General features: G+C 44.9%; 25 protein-coding genes. 24 read left to right on the plus strand and 1 reads right to left on the minus strand.

The annotated features are described in order from the left end of the window. The 17 genes from MKX29_RS24025 to MKX29_RS24105 all read left to right on the plus strand — a co-directional run bounded on the left by MKX29_RS24025 (position 1) and on the right by MKX29_RS24105 (position 10,324). Positions 1–972 (plus strand): hypothetical protein, encoded by a 972-nt coding sequence (locus MKX29_RS24025; protein ID WP_341108436.1) that lies wholly within the window; start codon positions 1–3, stop codon positions 970–972. Then, on the plus strand, positions 972–1,124 hold the full coding sequence (locus MKX29_RS24030; protein WP_341108438.1) for a hypothetical protein: 153 nt from the start codon (positions 972–974) through the stop codon (positions 1,122–1,124). Before MKX29_RS24025 ends, MKX29_RS24030 begins: the two co-directional genes overlap by 1 nt. Further along, positions 1,124–1,324 carry a hypothetical protein gene (locus MKX29_RS24035; protein WP_341108440.1) on the plus strand — a complete coding sequence of 67 codons (201 nt, stop codon included), beginning with the start codon at positions 1,124–1,126 and terminating at the stop codon, positions 1,322–1,324. Before MKX29_RS24030 ends, MKX29_RS24035 begins: the two co-directional genes overlap by 1 nt. Beyond that, positions 1,321–1,818 (plus strand): crossover junction endodeoxyribonuclease RuvC, encoded by a 498-nt coding sequence (locus MKX29_RS24040; protein ID WP_341108442.1) that lies wholly within the window; start codon positions 1,321–1,323, stop codon positions 1,816–1,818. The genes MKX29_RS24035 and MKX29_RS24040 overlap by 4 nt, the downstream gene beginning before the upstream one ends. After that, entirely contained in the window at positions 1,818–2,024 is a 207-nt protein-coding gene (locus MKX29_RS24045) for a hypothetical protein (protein WP_341108443.1), read from the plus strand. The genes MKX29_RS24040 and MKX29_RS24045 overlap by 1 nt, the downstream gene beginning before the upstream one ends. Then, the gene (locus tag MKX29_RS24050) at positions 2,021–2,206 is read left to right on the plus strand and encodes a hypothetical protein (RefSeq protein ID WP_341108445.1); all 186 of its coding nucleotides are present in this window, start codon (positions 2,021–2,023) and stop codon (positions 2,204–2,206) included. Before MKX29_RS24045 ends, MKX29_RS24050 begins: the two co-directional genes overlap by 4 nt. Continuing rightward, positions 2,200–2,559 (plus strand): class Ib ribonucleoside-diphosphate reductase assembly flavoprotein NrdI, encoded by a 360-nt coding sequence (nrdI, locus tag MKX29_RS24055; protein WP_341108447.1) that lies wholly within the window; start codon positions 2,200–2,202, stop codon positions 2,557–2,559. The genes MKX29_RS24050 and nrdI overlap by 7 nt, the downstream gene beginning before the upstream one ends. Continuing rightward, positions 2,552–4,642 (plus strand): class 1b ribonucleoside-diphosphate reductase subunit alpha, encoded by a 2,091-nt coding sequence (gene nrdE / locus MKX29_RS24060; RefSeq protein ID WP_341108449.1) that lies wholly within the window; start codon positions 2,552–2,554, stop codon positions 4,640–4,642. The genes nrdI and nrdE overlap by 8 nt, the downstream gene beginning before the upstream one ends. An 18-nt stretch (positions 4,643–4,660) precedes the next feature. Continuing rightward, on the plus strand, positions 4,661–5,635 hold the full coding sequence (gene nrdF, locus MKX29_RS24065) for a class 1b ribonucleoside-diphosphate reductase subunit beta (RefSeq protein ID WP_341108451.1): 975 nt from the start codon (positions 4,661–4,663) through the stop codon (positions 5,633–5,635). 207 nt (positions 5,636–5,842) lie between these two features. Further along, complete coding sequence (locus MKX29_RS24070; RefSeq protein WP_341108453.1) at positions 5,843–6,394, plus strand: dUTP diphosphatase; 552 nt, start codon at positions 5,843–5,845, stop codon at positions 6,392–6,394. Continuing rightward, positions 6,391–6,543: a hypothetical protein gene (locus tag MKX29_RS24075; RefSeq protein ID WP_341108456.1), complete on the plus strand. Its 153-nt coding sequence runs from the start codon at positions 6,391–6,393 to the stop codon at positions 6,541–6,543. Before MKX29_RS24070 ends, MKX29_RS24075 begins: the two co-directional genes overlap by 4 nt. Continuing rightward, positions 6,540–7,235: an FAD-dependent thymidylate synthase gene (gene thyX, locus MKX29_RS24080; protein ID WP_341108458.1), complete on the plus strand. Its 696-nt coding sequence runs from the start codon at positions 6,540–6,542 to the stop codon at positions 7,233–7,235. Before MKX29_RS24075 ends, thyX begins: the two co-directional genes overlap by 4 nt. A gap of 82 nt (positions 7,236–7,317) precedes the next feature. Beyond that, positions 7,318–7,737, plus strand: a complete 420-nt coding sequence (locus MKX29_RS24085; RefSeq protein WP_341108460.1) for a 3D domain-containing protein — start codon at positions 7,318–7,320, stop codon at positions 7,735–7,737. Beyond that, positions 7,718–8,461, plus strand: coding sequence for an HNH endonuclease (locus MKX29_RS24090; RefSeq protein WP_341108462.1), 744 nt, complete (start codon positions 7,718–7,720; stop codon positions 8,459–8,461). The genes MKX29_RS24085 and MKX29_RS24090 overlap by 20 nt, the downstream gene beginning before the upstream one ends. A gap of 26 nt (positions 8,462–8,487) precedes the next feature. Next, the gene (locus tag MKX29_RS24095; protein ID WP_341108464.1) at positions 8,488–9,216 is read left to right on the plus strand and encodes a hypothetical protein; all 729 of its coding nucleotides are present in this window, start codon (positions 8,488–8,490) and stop codon (positions 9,214–9,216) included. Between the two features lie 42 nt (positions 9,217–9,258). Next, positions 9,259–9,744 (plus strand): HNH endonuclease signature motif containing protein, encoded by a 486-nt coding sequence (locus tag MKX29_RS24100; RefSeq protein ID WP_341108466.1) that lies wholly within the window; start codon positions 9,259–9,261, stop codon positions 9,742–9,744. A gap of 1 nt (position 9,745) precedes the next feature. Continuing rightward, on the plus strand, positions 9,746–10,324 hold the full coding sequence (locus MKX29_RS24105; RefSeq protein ID WP_341108469.1) for a hypothetical protein: 579 nt from the start codon (positions 9,746–9,748) through the stop codon (positions 10,322–10,324). 10 nt (positions 10,325–10,334) lie between these two features. On the opposite strand, the gene MKX29_RS24110 is transcribed toward MKX29_RS24105, so the two are convergent. Beyond that, on the minus strand, positions 10,335–10,706 hold the full coding sequence (locus MKX29_RS24110; protein ID WP_340978861.1) for a hypothetical protein: 372 nt from the start codon (positions 10,704–10,706) through the stop codon (positions 10,335–10,337). A gap of 89 nt (positions 10,707–10,795) precedes the next feature. On the opposite strand from MKX29_RS24110, the gene MKX29_RS24115 reads away from it, so the two are divergent. The 7 genes from MKX29_RS24115 (at position 10,796) to MKX29_RS24145 (ending at position 15,150) form a co-directional block, all read left to right on the plus strand. After that, positions 10,796–11,188, plus strand: coding sequence for a sigma factor-like helix-turn-helix DNA-binding protein (locus MKX29_RS24115; protein WP_341108471.1), 393 nt, complete (start codon positions 10,796–10,798; stop codon positions 11,186–11,188). Continuing rightward, complete coding sequence (locus tag MKX29_RS24120) at positions 11,188–12,774, plus strand: DUF4942 domain-containing protein (protein ID WP_341108473.1); 1,587 nt, start codon at positions 11,188–11,190, stop codon at positions 12,772–12,774. Before MKX29_RS24115 ends, MKX29_RS24120 begins: the two co-directional genes overlap by 1 nt. Before the next feature lies 1 nt (position 12,775). Then, positions 12,776–13,588 carry a DNA-methyltransferase gene (locus MKX29_RS24125; RefSeq protein WP_341108475.1) on the plus strand — a complete coding sequence of 271 codons (813 nt, stop codon included), beginning with the start codon at positions 12,776–12,778 and terminating at the stop codon, positions 13,586–13,588. Beyond that, entirely contained in the window at positions 13,585–14,082 is a 498-nt protein-coding gene (locus MKX29_RS24130) for a hypothetical protein (protein WP_341108477.1), read from the plus strand. The genes MKX29_RS24125 and MKX29_RS24130 overlap by 4 nt, the downstream gene beginning before the upstream one ends. After that, positions 14,075–14,674 (plus strand): GIY-YIG nuclease family protein, encoded by a 600-nt coding sequence (locus MKX29_RS24135; protein ID WP_341108479.1) that lies wholly within the window; start codon positions 14,075–14,077, stop codon positions 14,672–14,674. The genes MKX29_RS24130 and MKX29_RS24135 overlap by 8 nt, the downstream gene beginning before the upstream one ends. A 144-nt stretch (positions 14,675–14,818) precedes the next feature. Further along, positions 14,819–15,028, plus strand: coding sequence for a hypothetical protein (locus tag MKX29_RS24140; protein ID WP_341108482.1), 210 nt, complete (start codon positions 14,819–14,821; stop codon positions 15,026–15,028). Next, the gene (locus MKX29_RS24145; protein WP_340725654.1) at positions 15,025–15,150 is read left to right on the plus strand and encodes a hypothetical protein; all 126 of its coding nucleotides are present in this window, start codon (positions 15,025–15,027) and stop codon (positions 15,148–15,150) included. The genes MKX29_RS24140 and MKX29_RS24145 overlap by 4 nt, the downstream gene beginning before the upstream one ends. Positions 15,151–15,179 lie beyond the last annotated feature (29 nt).

Raw genomic sequence — 15,179 nt, forward strand, 5'->3', positions numbered from 1 at the left:
TTGACGATTAATATAAACGAAATTGCACAGGAATTTACAAAGGAACTTGATCGCTGGTACTCGCTACCCGAACAGTACGATAACGAACTTGACCGTCAGATACACGAATGGTATGCGAATCCACCTAACGTATGGCCTAAGCGTCCTTACTTTTCGCCGAGTAGCTCGAAAGCCTGCCCGCGCGAACTATACGTTAAAGCCAAGCGCGCTAAAAAGGATAGCTTTCCGAGCCAGCCTCACCAGGGCAGATGGCGCGAAATTGGTACGTCAATTGGCGATTTAATGCAGCGCACCGTTCTCGCAATGGAACGCAACTTGCCTGGCTGCCCATTCCGATTCGAGCGAACGCCTGATAACCGACCGATGTTCGAGGATTTCGCGAAGAAAAATAAACAGGTCGAGCATAACGGTCAATCATTCTATCTTTACGGAACAACGGACGGCATCATGCAGTACGTAAATGCTGACGGTGAAATCCTGCGCGTAGGGCTTGAGATTAAGAGTAAGCAGACGACGCCAGCACGAACGTCGCTTCATTCGATGCGCGAGGCGGAAGAGGGACACCGCAAGCAATGCGTCGCATATTCGATTATGTATGACGTTGACTACTTCATCATCCTTTATGTCAATGGCGCGAAAAAGTCGTGGGTTATGACGGAAGATGAATACGCAGCGACGCCGGATATACGTGCGTTTGGCTTTGAAATTACAGACACTGATCGCGCGGAGCTACTAGATAACTTTGCGGAGATTACGCGATGTATTAACGCAGAGACTCCGCCATCTATCGATTTGTCGCGTTGGACCTTTAATAACTTTAAGACGGCGTGCGCTGAATCGTTATCTGACGAGGAGTATTTGACGCTTAAGGCGCAAGTTAGGCGTATGATGCGATCGAGCTTGCCGGACTGGAAGAAGCAAAATTTTTATGAAGCGTTCGAGTTTATTAAAGAAGCGAGGGAGGCGGAATGATGAAGTATGCGAAAGTAGATGAAAACACGTTGAAGCAAGCAATGCATGCTATATATAAGCTACAGAGTTCGATCGGAATTGATTTATCCGATGAAGACGGTTATGGCGAAGTTTATTATGCACTAGAGGAAGCTGTAAAGGAGGCGGAATGATGTACGAAGTTATTTTATACGTAGAAGGAGATTCGCACTTCGCGAAAGTTGACTATGATGGGCTCGAGGAATTACGCGAAGGTTTAAATAACGACAACGCACCGACATTCGTAGAAGTCTTTTGTTTTGACGGTGATTGTGCATTCGGTATTAACCGTGAAAAGGTGGTTGCGTTTACCTATAAAGAGGTGTCCGAATGAGAGTCCTAGCGTTCGACATTAGCGCAAGCCCAGGCGTCGCCGTCCTCGAAGTAAAGGGCGGTAAGCCTTCGCTAGTCATCGCCGACTCTATCAAAACTAGCACGGAAAATAGCGATAGCGAACGCTTTGCTTATGTCGAAGCATTTGCCGTCAAAGCGATTCACGAGCACGGTCCATTCAACTTAACTATACGCGAACATTTCATTAAAGGCGGAAGCAAGCGTGCCACGCAGCTCGTATTCGGAAGCTGGTCGATGATTGACAGCGCGCTCGGCAAATACGGCTATGCGATCGATGGAGAGATAACGCCGACGGAAGTCAAGCGCGTAGTTGGCGGCAAAGGTACGGCGACAAAGGACGAAGTTGAGGCGGGCGTTCGGCGCTTGCTTAGGCTTTCGGAAGATTACAAGTTTAAGAGTAACGATGCGAGCGATGCCTGCGCGATAGGGCTTGCGTATCTAATTAAAAACGGAATTATTAAGGAGGCGGAATGATGGTAGCGATTATTATTTCTCTATTACTGGCGTTTATTTTACAATTAGCGATTTGGCAGGGCGTATTTTTAGGCGGCGTTTGGCTTCTAAATACGGTGTTTGATTTATCGGTTAGCTACTACTTGGTTGGCGGCGTCGTATTCGGTATTTGGGCGGTCGTTTTGACAATTCAAATTTTATTCATCTACGGTGCTAGCAAGCAATGAATCTAGCGCCAGCATACCGCAAGCTACTTGATCATAATGAAGCGGAGCTAAATGACATCGACAAACAACTCGAAAAGATGCTCGATAAGCTAATCGAATTTTATGACCGACGCGAACAGGTCGTTGAAAGTGTCGCGGAATTAAAGGAAATATTAAAAGACTTGGAGGCGGAAGAGTGCTAATCGCTTACTACTCGCTAACAGGAAATACTCGACGGTTTGTAGCGCGGTTAGTTCCGCCTGCTGACCGTCTTGAAATAAGCGTGCATAAGAGGGTGACCGAGCCATTCGTTTTAGTTACGCCTACTTATAATTTCGGCAATGTTCCCGCAACAGTTGAACGATTCGTAGATAATAACGCGGACTATATTGTAGGTGTAATTGGCGCTGGCAATCGAAACTGGGGCGACAACTTTGCGAAAGCTGGCCGAATTATCGCGCAACAATATGACGTACCATTGCTTGGCGTCATTGAACTAGCAGGCACGGAACAGGACGTTAAAACCATCACGGAAAGGGTGCGAGAGATTGAATAAATATATCGAATTGAACAACGAAATTATGCAACGGGATGCGGGCGGAATGTTGCAGCTCGACAAAGACCGCGAAGCAGCGTGCTCATACTTTCTAGACTACGTTAATCAAAATACCGTTTTCTTTCACTCACTTCGCGAAAAGTTAGACTATCTGATCGAGAATGACTATTACGAAAAGGAAATATTCGATATGTATAGTTTCGCGGAAGTTAAGGAAGTTTATCGTGCAGCATACGCCTTTAAGTTTCGATTTCCTTCGTTCATGGCTGCGTTCAAATTCTACAATGACTACGCGCTAAAGACTAACGACGGTAAGAAGTTGCTCGAACGTTATGAGGATCGCGTCAGTATTAACGCTTTATTCGCAGCAGATGGAGACGGAGTCAAGGCGATTGAGTTTGCGGAACTAATGATGCGACAAGAGTATCAGCCAGCAACGCCAACATTTCTTAATGCAGGGCGCAAGCGTCGGGGCGAGCTGGTATCGTGCTTCTTGCTCGAATGTGGCGATTCGCTCAACGATATTAACATGATGAATGCAACTGTCCGTCATCTATCGAAGCTAGGCGGAGGCATTGCCGTCAATTTATCTAAGACTCGCGCAAAAGGTGAATCGTTGATGGGTTACGAAAACGTGACGAGCGGTGTCGTACCAATCATGCGTAACCTCGATCAGTCTTTGCGTCACATTAATCAGGCTGGACAACGTAACGGTTCAGGCGCGGCTTATCTGCATATCATGCACGCGGACATTAACGATTTCTTGGATACGCGAAAAATAACAGCAGACGAGGACGTCATTGTTAAAACGTTATCTATTGGCGTCGTCATTCCGAACAAGTTCATCGAATTAGCTCGCGATAACAAGCCAGCTTACGTATTCTATCCGCACAGCGTTTATAAAGCGTATGGTGAACACTTTGACGAAATGGATATGAACGAAATGTATGACGTCCTAATTAACGACAGTCGTGTTCGTAAGGATCAAATTAATCCGCGCCAATTGCTGACGAAAATAGCAGCGCTTAGATTCGAGTCGGGCTATCCGTACATCATGTTTAGCGATAATGTGAACGATGCTCATGCGCTAGGTGGTACGGTGAAATTTTCGAATCTCTGTTCAGAAATCCTTCAGCAATCGAAGGTATCAACGTATACCGACTACGGTCAACCCGACATACTGGGCAGCGACATTTCGTGTAATCTCGGCAGCCTTAACATCGCGAACGTAATGAAGCACGGCAATATCGGCAACACGGTTCGACTGGCTATCGACTTCTTAACGCGCGTATCCGAATTTACTAATATCGCAAATGCTGCGGCGGTCGCTAAAGCTAATCGCGAAATGATGTCGATAGGGCTTGGCGCAATGAATCTGCACGGCTACTTGGCGCAGAGTGGTATACCGTACGAGTCCGAGGAAGCGCGCGACTTTGCTAATGTGTTTTTCTCGTTAATTAACTACTGGTCGCTGATTCGATCGAATGAACTAGCGAAGGAACGAGGCACGACGTTTAAAGGTTTTGAGAAGTCGAAGTATGCTGACGGTACTTACTTCACGGGATACTTCGGCAATGACGCTAATTTTCTTCCGAAAACTAACAAGGTAAAAGCGTTATTTGAAGGTATTGATTTACCGACAGTTGCCGAGTGGTTGGCGTTGTCTGAAAGCATTATCGAGCACGGCTTGTATAACGCATATAGGCTCGCTATAGCTCCGACCGGTTCAATATCTTACGTCCAGTCCGCGACAGCAAGTGTAATGCCGATTATGGAACGTATAGAAGAACGAACTTACGGAAATAGCAAAACGTACTATCCGATGCCGGGCTTATCACCGCAAAACTGGTTCTTATATAAGGAAGCGTACGACATGGATATGTTTAAAGTCGTCGACCTTATCGCAACCATTCAGCGACATGTCGATCAAGGCATTAGTTTTACGCTATTCGTTAAAGATACGATGACCACGCGCGAGCTTAACCGGATTGACCTTTACGCGCATCACAAAGGAATTAAAACGATTTATTATGCGAGAACTAAAAATACGACACAAGACGACTGCTTAAGTTGCGTAGTCTGACGGAAGGGAAGGCGACATATGACGATTACAGCCGCCAATTGGGCGAAACAAGACGATGACTTTTCGAAAATGTTTTTGGAGCAGAATATTAAGCAGTTTTGGCGACCGGAGGATATTGCGCTTCATGAGGACGTAAACCAATGGAAGCAGTTGCCGTCGGCGCAAAAAGAAACGTATAAACGCGTGCTTGGCGGACTGACGTTGCTTGATACGTTGCAAGGCGAGGACGGCATGACTAATATATCGCTCGCGGTTCCAGGCCATCAGCGTAAAGCCGTATTGAACTTCATGGCGATGATGGAAAACGTTATACATGCGCGATCATACTCGAATATATTCTTAACGTTAGCTAGTCGCGAGGAAATAGACGAGGTGTTCGCATGGGTGGAAGCTAATCCGCACTTGCAGAGAAAGGCGGAGATTATCGAAAAGTTGTACCGGGAATTATCCGCAAAGCCGGACGACGAAATCGTTTTATATAAAGCGCTTGTCGCGTCGGTAATGCTGGAAAGTTTCCTATTCTATTCGGGCTTTTATTATCCGTTATTGCTTGCGGGCGAAGGAAAGCTAACACATAGTGGCGAGATAATTTCGCTTATTATTCGCGACGAGTCAATTCATGGCGTATATGTCGGCTTATTAGCGCAGGAGATTTACGCCAAGCAATCGGCTGACATGCGACTAGAACTACGCGACTTTACAATCGACTTGCTCGTATCACTTTACGAAAACGAGAGCGCTTATACTGACGATGTTTATTCCGAGTTAGGGCTTGAGCATGACGTTCGAAAGTTTTTACGTTATAACGCAAACAAGGCGCTGGCAAACCTCGGATTCGATCCGTACTTCGAGGACGAAAAGCAAAGCGCGATTGTGTTAAACGGACTAAGCACGAAAACTAAGTCGCATGATTTCTTCTCGCAAAAAGGTAACGGTTATGTGCTGGCGACGGTCGAATCGTTACAAGATAGCGATTTTATTTTCCAATCTTAGCGACAGCAACGTTATATAAAAAAGAAGCCAACCGTTAGATTAGCTTCTTCATACCGCACTTACGACACTCGCGCAAGAACTTACCGTCGCCGACTCGCGATTCAAAGTGGCTACTACCGCAATTGTCGCAGCGCCCATTCGTCGTAAGTATAAACCTTGTCGGTGTCGTATCCGTTATATTTATCACCCGAAAGAGGAGGCGTTTATATGAACGTTAATATTAAGAAACTGCACGAGGACGCAGTAATACCGAAATATGCGCACGATGGTGATGCCGGCTTTGACCTAGTCGCGATAGAGGACGTCATTATAGAGCCGGGCGAAACGGCGCTAGTCAAAACGGGCTTGGCGTTTGAGTTACCGGACGGCTACGAGATGCAGATTCGACCACGATCGGGCATTACGCTCAAAACGAAGCTTCGCGTTCAGCTCGGCACGATTGACAGTCATTATCGCGGAGAAGTCGGCGTGATTGTCGATAACATTGCGCAGGTGAAAATTGACGAAATTGATTTAAACGAAAAAGAAGTAACTTATTGGACGCAACATCATCCGGAAAACATTGAAGGCGACGAGGAAACGAACCATTACCAGTGGGGAGGCTTCCCTCATGGAACGTACATCATCCGCAAAGGCGATCGCATAGCCCAAGCGGTAATCGCGCCGGTATCAAGAGCGCAATTTACCGAGGTTGAAACATTGGGCGAGACGGCAAGAGGCGAGGGCGGATTCGGTTCGAGCGGGGTGATGGCGGAATGAGGCTATTTATTATTTTATTTATCGCGATTATGGCGGGCGGAGCTACTCATGATTATATTTACGGATATTACGGATTCGCGACGTTTGAGTTGGTGTTAGCTATCGGATTGATTTACGAATTAATGATTAACAGGAGGACGAATAAATGAACGAAATTAAACACGTATTAGACAAAGGATATATTCGCCTAACTAACGTAATGGGGAGCGACCTGTCAGTCGTAAACTCGGCTCGCGTATCGTACGACAAGGAATCTAGCGAACTATCAGACGGAGATATTCGCCTCATTAAGTTTCTTGCTCGCGAAGGGCATACGTCACCGTTCCGACACGCTACGCTTCAATTCGAAATATATGCGCCGTTAATGGTTGCGCGTCAGCACTGGAAATATATCGTTGGTAGCGATCATACAATGGACGCTTGGAACGAAAGTAGTCGCCGTTACATCACGGAAGAGCCGGCGTTTTATATTCCTATGCCAGACGAATGGCGGTCAGCGCCGGAAAATACAAAACAAGGTTCGGGCGCACCAGTAGAATTTAAAACAGGGTTTGATATGACCGTAGAATTAGAGGAATTTATCGAAAAAGGAGAGCGCTTGTATAACGAAGCTGTGGCGCAAGGAGTCTGCGCAGAGCAAGCGCGCTTATTCCTTCCAGCATACGGAATGTATGTCCGTTATTACTGGACGGCTTCCCTTCAATCGGTCGCGCACTTCTTAAACCAACGATTGGCGCACGATAGTCAAGTCGAAATACAGGAATATGCGAAGGCTGTTCGCGAGTTCGCGAAGGAAAAGTTTCCGGTCAGTATCGAGGAATTAATTAAGCCGAAAGGGTGATTCGATCAATATTTTAACGACAACTTTACTAACTACGCAATTACTAACGGGACCAACCGTCGAGTCTGCCGAGCTTGCCGAAGTGGTAAGTCCGAATGCGCAAACATGGCGGCAGCAGGCGGTCGAGGAAGCGAAAGAAAACGAGGAACTACGAAAGAAAAACGCTGAACTAATCGAGGCAATCGACAGGCTGAATGAAACGGCGTGGCAACCGTTCGAGGCGACTGCATATACTGCCGGAGTTGAATCGACAGGGAAGTCCGTAGGAGATATTGGCTATGGAATCACTGCGAGCGGGAAAAGGGTTCGAGAAGGGAGAACAGTTGCGTGCCCGAAAAACCTCCCTTTTGGAACGACTTTATTAATTGAAAACGTTGGAGAAAGAGTTTGCGAGGATCGAGGTGGCGATATTAAAGAAGGTCGGTTAGATATTTATTTTGAGGATGAAAACAAAGCGTTACTTTTTGGAAGGAGGGTACTTCATGTCAAAATCGTACGATAATGAATCTTGGGTTTGTATATCTTTTGATCGGGCGTACTCAATATCTACAAAAGGTAGGGTGCGAAGTGTTAAGAGAGGTAAAGAACACATCCTTAAAACACATGTAAATAGATATGGGTATAACCAAGTCGGGCTGACTAACGAGGGAAAGGTGAAGCAGTACCTTGTTCATAGACTAGTAGCTGAACATTTTTTGATCAATCCGCTTAATAAGACGCAAGTGAACCATATTGACGGGAATAAACAGAACAACAGTATACAAAATTTAGAATGGGTAACTCCTAAAGAAAATATTGGTCACGCCTATAAATTAGGGCTTAAGACAAATGAGACACTAAAGTTGAATGGTATTAAGAACGCTAAACCGGTATCTCAAATAGACTTCCTTACCGGAAACATTATAAGGAATTGGTCATCTATAAATGAGATTGTCAGAGAGTCTGAGGGAGAGTTTGATAGTCGAGCGGTGAAAAGGTGTTGCACATTAAAAAAGGACACTCATAAAGGATATAGGTGGAGATACAAAGGTGAAGAAAATTTAAATTACGAAAGAAAGACTACGAAAATAAAAGCGCCTGTTGAAGTTGATTTCGGAAACTATTATGAAGTGTTTGAGTCTGTCGATGATGTTGCTGAAATGTTTGGAGTGAGTCGAAATTCCGTATATAGAGCTATCAATCAAAACAGGCGATTATTGCGAAAATATGTAGTTGAATATGCGTAAAAATAATCGAAAGAGGGGCGAAGTAGATGAGGCACTATATCGCAGACGAATCAATCGGAGGAATCGAGCGTGAGTACGTAGAGGTGGAAAGGAAGGCAGACGTTGGGGATTACGTAGTACATGGAAGCGCAGGAATTTACGGTATATTTGAACGTACTGATGGGATATTTGCCTTCGTTAACTACGACGGAAGTTATAACGGGAGAGACGCATGGTATCTTTCGAAAACAGTAACAGTAGAACCAACGGACATCGTCCGCATTGATGGCGAGCGTTATCGTCTAGTCAATCGTCAGGCAGAGGTTGGTGAGAAGGTTTTAATTATCGGTATTCACGGTGAGCATGAAGGCGATACGGGGGTTGTAGAATACTCGCACAATGACGGTAGCATTAGCATTAACGCAGGCGATGGGTTCGGATATTTCCCTTATGTATACGAAGAAGAGTACCTCGTACTTGAATCGCTAAAGCCCGTCGAAGCCGAGCCACTAACCGTTGACGAAACGCAAGCCAGTCCGCAAGTCATCGACATGCTCGCCAATCTAGCCCGACGCGTTACGCAACTTGAGGAGCAATTACGCGATACGCAACGAAACGTAGAGACATTCGCGCAATTAGCGGAATCTAACTCGGAGGACATTCGCTTACTTGGTGAGCGCACAACTTGCGACTGTACATCGAAATCAGGCGCAGAATTACTTGCGGAGGCATTCGGTGCGTTGACGCGATATGAAAAGCGAGGTGATCGCCAATGAAAACGGAAATTGAAGTTATCCGAAATTTCACTGGTGATTTTTATGAGAAATGATTATCGTATCGAGGACGGAATAGCTTATATCTCCTGCACATTTGAAGGAAAGACAGTCGAGGCGTTAATTGACGAGAATAAATTAGATATTGCGGAGTCCTACCCTTTAAAGTGGTACGTAAAAAGGAGCAGCAAAGATCATTATTATGTAACAGGGGTAATGAAAAGAGGTGGTAAGCAAAGAGTTATATATCTTCACAGACTCTTGACAGATTGCCCTGAAGGGAAAGTCGTTGATCACATAAATCACAACACTATAGATAATAGAATGTGTAACCTCAGGGTTGTTACTCACCAAGTAAATATCTTCAACACTAAGTCGCAGAAAGGTGTTAAGTTTCGAAAAGATTTAGGGAAATGGAGAGTAAGAATGCTTGTTGATGGGAAGGAAATGTTTTTCGGGTACTATTCAAGATATGAAGAAGCTCTCGCTGTAAGAAAAGAGGCCGAAAGAAAGTATCGTAAGGAGGCTTAATATGAGTAAATTTCCAGTACGAAAAGTCGCTATTTGCGGGCAGATTAGATCAGGGAAAGATTCTATGTCTAATCATCTCGTTGAAAGACATGCATTCCAAAAGTTCGCTTTTGCTGACGGTATGAAACGTCTTTTGCACGAACTATTTCCGGAAATTCCTTCGAGTCCAAAACCGCGTAGAGCGTACCAAGTTTTCGGAGAAGGTATGCGGTCTTTAGATATTCCTAACGCTCAGCACGTGTGGATTAACTCATGTATGCGGAAAGTGGATGCGCACATTTGGTGGCATAGCGAGGTAGATAATCGCGGGGCTAACGTTGTTATTACTGACTTACGAACCCCCGAAGAATACGAGCACTTAAGAGCTGACGGCTACACGATCATTCGCGTAACTGCACCGTTGGAAATACGAAAAGCCCGCGCAATAGCAGCAGGCGATAGTTTTGACGAAAAAGACCTCGACCATGAAACGGAAAGGCACATCGAAGGCTTTGACGTTGACTATGAAATCGTCAATGACGGCAATATTGACGAACTGTACGCGAAAGTTGACGCGGTTATGGACGAAATAGCGCGATAGGAAGGCGCTATTATTCGCTCAATTCAAAAGCACGCCAGCGGCTGCCATTTTCGTCAATCCAGCCTATGTCGTGAAACTTGACGGGCAATTCTTCGTGCGGCAGTCCTAACTTTTCACAGACGGATCGCCCAGCGCTCGCACCGAGGTAGCCGCGTTTGTCCATTTTTATTGCGGTAGCATTCGGCACCTTCGCAAGCTCTTGCTTAGCGACGCCAATGCGCTTGTTTTCGACGTCGACGCTAATGACGACGTATTGATACGGCTTGATATTTAATTCGCGCTGAGCTGGACGGCTGACGGTTAGACGCGACTGATTATCGATAGTCAGCGACAACTTGCCTCTACGCTCGGCGGCATTAATTTTTAACGGTTCGAACGCCATTTTAACACGCTCCAAACTTTGGTAATTTTGGCGTAATTATAACGCAAGTAGAGACGAAAAGCAAGGAAAATAGGAACGGAGGCGATTTAATGGGAAGCGTAAAAATTGACACGCATAGCAAAGAGCGCGCACTCGAATCGAAATATCCGGCGCTTGACAATCCGACCGGCGTACGCATTCTACTCGGCGACTACCATGCGTTGGTCAGCAGGCGTTACGCAGGCGATTATGATGCTTGCGTTATCCTCGCCGACTTAGGCACGGCGCGAGCTAAGGCGCAACTGACCGAACGGCAGGCAGACGCATTATATTACGTGTTCGAGCGCGACTTAACGCAAGTGCGAACAGCGGAACTAATGGGCGTAAGTAAGCAAACGGTGAATCGGTTGGTAAACGTGGCGCTGACGAAGATTGCTCGCGTGTATGAAGCGTGGAGTCGGCGCGGTGAGGGTTATGCGTTGAGCGAAACGGAGGCGATTTGATGTTTAATGCGGACTTCTATCCGACACCGGACGAGTTGATAAAGGATTTATTTGCGTTAAGCTGGACGAATATTCATCCGAGATTTAAAGATATCGACCGTTTTAATCTAAAAGGACGAATACTTGAGCCGTCAGCAGGAAAGGGAAACATCGTAAACTATATAAAGCAGAAAAGCCGTTCGTTAAAAATAGACGCAATCGAAATGGACCCGGAACTTTCAAGTTTTTTATTAGGCGCTGGTCATAACGTAGTCTGGTCGGACTTCCTTACGTTTGAAACATTCCGTGAATACGACTCGATTGTGATGAATCCTCCGTTCAGTGCCGACGATAAACATTTACTACACGCTATTAATCTCGCAAGCCGGCAAATTACGAAAGATTGCGAGATATATGCGATTATCAACGCAGAAACTATTAAAAACCAATTCAGCGTTACGAGGAAAGAGTTGGGGAGGTTACTTGAGCTACACAACGCGCGAATAAAGTTCGTCAGCAATGCGTTTAGCGACGCAGAAAGAAAAACTGACGTTGAGGTGGCGTTAATATACTTAAAAGTGCGGCGAGAAGATGCGAGTGCTGACTTATATAAGCGCACTGTTGATGCTGTATCAAACGCACAAAACCGCGACAGAGACGGGAATATAACTACAGCACTGAGTACGTTTGTTAAGCAACAGGAGGTACAAGAACGACTTGATGATATTTCACGACTAATCAACGAATATGAACAGGCTGTTCGATTAGTTCGCGAGGATTTCGAAACGACTAAGCGGAAAGCCGATTTTCTAAATTATATATCGAGTATTAATGGAGGAAAGATATTTACGCCAAGCGATACATCGTCAAAAGATTACGAAGAAGAGTTACAAAGGCTTCGGGCAACATATTGGAAGCTCATTCTCCAGACGGATGAATTCATGAAGAAGTTGACAACGGAGGCACAAGAAAAACTGAATCGGCAACTCGGATCGGCTGCGGAACTAGAAATAAACTCGACTAATATATACATGCTTCTTCACGCAATTATGGCGAACTCTTCCGATATGCTGATGAGTAGTGTCGTGAGTATTTTTGAAAAGATAACGTCGTATAGCCGCCGAGGCTTTTCGACTAATGTCCATTATTATAACGGTTGGAATACGAACGAGGCATATAAAATCGGCAAGAAAGTAATATATCCGTTTTTTACTAGCTTCGGAGATCGGGGCACGGGAGTTCGCGATAACAGCTTTAATAGCGTGGATTACCGTATTAAAGGATTCATATTCGACCTATTAAAGGCTTTCGAACCGTTTCGCGAAGTCAGTTACGATTTCGAAATGATCGGCAAGGGCGAGTTTAAGAACGACGTATTGCGCTTTAAGATTTTCATGAAAGGCACGGTTCACGTTTGGTTTAACGACCTCGTGTCGCTAAATAAGATTAATTACGTATGCGGACGGAAATTTAATTGGCTGCCTACGGATGAAGAATTGCGTAGTGACCCGAAAGCACGCGATTTTGTCGAGAAAGAATTCGGCGACATTGTAACGGACGTCAGTAGTCTACTGAGCGATAAAAATGAAACGGAAGGGGATCGATAATATGGCGAAACAATTACTAGGGGAACTCGAGTTAAATCGGATTTATCAGCGGGACTGTATCGAAGGGATGCGAATGATTCCCGATAAATCAATCGACATGATACTTTGTGATTTGCCTTATGGGACTACCTCCGCGAAATGGGACAGTGTAATCCCATTCGAGCCGTTATGGGCGGAATATCAACGAATCATAAAGGATAATGGAGCGATTGTATTGACTGCCGCTCAGCCCTTTACCAGCGCTCTTATAATGAGTAATACGAAGCAATTTCGATATCAATGGTATTGGAATAAAAACAAAGTGACGGGATTTGCAAACGCGAAAAAACAACCATTACGAAATGTTGAGGATGTCGTAGTATTCTATAAAAAACTTCCGACGTACAATCCACAAGGAATTATACGTGTCAATAAGATAAAACGCAACGGCGTGTCGGTCGGAGGTGAAACCCTGCGTTCTGATATTGAGGCGAGTGCCGGAAAAGGCTCTTTGAGAACGGCAGGAGCAGAATACACTCAAGAATTTACTAATTATCCTCGACAAACGTTATATGTTAAGTGCGAATCGAAAACGGTGCACCCGACGCAAAAACCATCGGAGTTGTTCGAATACCTCATCCGCACGTATACGAACGAAGGCGAAATCGTTCTTGACAACTGTATGGGATCCGGAACAACTGCGGTCGCCGCAACGCAGCTAAATCGTAACTTTATCGGATTTGAAACGGAGCCTCAATACGTAGAAATCGCAAACCAGCGCCTGGAATCAGTCGTGCGCGGTAGTAGTCTAACAGAAACGGAGGACACCGAATGAATAACGCACAGTTTAACGAAAGAGTAAACGAATTATGGGCGCAGACAAAGGCGGGCAATCTGCCTCGCCCTTCGCGCTTTGAAGCTATCGAAGCGTTGACGGAGCAATATTACGTTGCTAACGGCAAGATGCCGGATGCTGGCGCGCTTGATCGGCTGGCTACGCTTTGTCTATACGAAGAAGTGACGGATCCACATCCGGATAAGATGACGCGAGACGAGTATCCAATTATGAGCGATGAGCAGTACGCAAGAAGGACGGAAGGTAAACACGTAAAAAAGGGGGATTTCCCAAAAGGAGAAATAGCTTTAGGAGCGATTTCAAATTATGGAACGGACAATCGAGACCATAGACCACCTATACGCGCTAAAAGAACAGTAGCTGAATACTTACAGGTTGATTACGCTAACAAGTCCCGAAATAAAGAAAGGCAACGAAAATATCGTGAATTTACAAAAGTTCAGCCTGTTGTTAGGAGTGTTGTAAATGATTGAAGTATCACTCCCAGAGGAAATTATACAATTCAAGCGTTGGGAACTTGTTAATTATCGATATGAGATAGAGACAAAGGCTCGTAATAAAGGGATATATGTATTGCGAGGCAAAAATGATAAAGTCTTGTACGTCGGTAAGTCTATTCGATTATATAAACGACTTACGGATCACACGACTGGGAGAGGAGAATCACAGAGATTTTCTCATTTGATTGAGGATATAACCGTTTATTTTGTTGCGGAAGATTACGAGATTGATATATACGAATCTTTTGCGATTAATTTCTTTCAACCTAAATTCAATCGCGATAAAGTTTTCTACCGCAAAGTGGACGAGACTATTATAATCGAATATGACGAAGCTTGCGAACTTTTAGACGAAAAAGTTTCTGAGAGAAATTCGCTAAAAGAAGAGCGAAAACGGCTTACTCCTACGTTTGATGTGGACGATACGTTAGTTGATTCCGAGGAAAGAGACCATTATTTACTTGGAGAGTTCCTTCGGCTAACAACGTGTATCGACGAGTTAGATGTAGAAATTCAGAAACTTCGCGATAAATGTAAGAAATTATCTTTACTTTTAGATGTTTAGTTATCTTTACTAAGTGAACACCAAAAATTTACTATAACGCTCGCCATCACGGCGGGCAATTTTATTTTAAGGAGTTGCTGGCGAGCTTTATCCGTGCAAGCCGGACATATTCGAGCAGACTTACGAAAAGGTAGGCGATGGCGAATGAGTGAACGCCAAGTAAAAATAAACGGCGATTTGTGGTGTTCTGGGCATGTTCCTGTTAGCGGTGACGAAGTAAATGCGTCAGAATTAAAATTCTTTCCGTACGAAGGTGAAATACGAAGGGTCGATAACTTATCGGAGTTAATAGGCGATTATGACACGTCACAATTTCGTAGTTTTGCGAAGAAAGTCGAGGGAGGTGGCGAATGACCGTCTCCATTATCGATGAATTTACCGGCAAGATTATTCGGATAGAGGTCGTTAACACTTACGCTGAATATGACGTATTGGCGAAATCATTAGACGTTATGCAAGCAGCCGAAATGGCTTAATCATTAAGGGCGAGGCATAGTCAGTCCTT

It is taken from the genome of Cytobacillus sp. FSL R7-0696 (assembly GCF_038006865.1).
Classification (GTDB): Bacteria; Bacillota; Bacilli; order Bacillales; family Cytobacillaceae; genus Cytobacillus; species Cytobacillus kochii.